A 1,177-nucleotide genomic window follows, 5' to 3' on the forward strand; every position below is an offset into this window, starting at 1 on the left:
ATGGCAAAGGAAAAGTTTGAGCGTAATAAGCCGCACGTCAACATCGGCACGATTGGCCACGTTGACCACGGCAAGACCACGCTGACCGCAGCAATCACCAAGTATTTCGGTGACTTCAAAGCGTATGACCAGATTGACGGCGCGCCTGAAGAAAAAGCACGTGGCATCACCATCTCGACCGCCCACGTGGAGTACGAGACCGACAACCGCCACTATGCGCACGTCGACTGCCCCGGCCACGCCGACTACGTCAAGAACATGATCACCGGTGCCGCCCAGATGGACGGCGCGATCCTGGTTGTGAACGCAGCTGACGGCCCGATGCCGCAGACCCGCGAGCACATCCTGCTGGGCCGCCAGGTTGGCATCCCGAAGATGGTCGTGTTCATGAACAAAGTTGACCAGGTCGACGACGAAGAGCTGCTGGAACTGGTTGAGATGGAAGTTCGCGAACTGCTGTCCAGCTATGAATACCCCGGCGACGATATTCCGATCATCGCAGGTTCGGCTCTGGCCGCAATGGAAGGCAACAATCCGGAAATCGGCGAAGAGAAGATCAAGGAACTGATGGCGGCTGTTGATGACTACATCGACACCCCTGAGCGTGAAGTTGACAAGCCGTTCCTGATGCCGGTCGAAGACGTGTTCTCGATCTCGGGCCGTGGTACCGTTGTGACCGGCCGTGTCGAGCGTGGCGTGATCAATGTTGGCGACGAGATCGAAATCGTCGGCATCCGTGACACTCAGAAAACCACCTGTACTGGTGTTGAAATGTTCCGCAAGCTGCTGGATCGCGGTGAAGCGGGCGACAACATCGGCGCCCTGCTGCGCGGTATCGACCGTGACGGTGTTGAGCGTGGCCAGGTTCTGTGTAAGCCGGGTTCGGTTACACCGCACACCAAGTTCGAAGCCGAAGCCTACATCCTGACCAAGGAAGAAGGCGGTCGTCACACCCCGTTCTTTGCGAACTACCGTCCGCAGTTCTACTTCCGTACAACTGACGTGACCGGCACCGTGACCCTGGCGGCTGGCACCGAGATGGTTATGCCCGGCGACAACGTCGGCTTCACCGTCGAGCTGATCGCCCCGATCGCGATGGAAGACGGCCTGCGCTTTGCGATCCGCGAAGGCGGCCGCACCGTCGGCGCCGGCGTCGTCTCGAAAATCATCGAGTAAT

General features: G+C 59.0%; 1 protein-coding gene. It reads left to right on the plus strand.

The window, feature by feature from the left end; genetic code table 11:
• Positions 1-1,176: elongation factor Tu (tuf, locus tag ACR0AW_RS21175; protein ID WP_010441214.1), on the plus strand; the 1,176-nt coding region annotated here is incomplete at its 5' end.
• Position 1,177 lies beyond the last annotated feature (1 nt).

This window comes from Ruegeria sp. C5, from assembly GCF_056537605.1.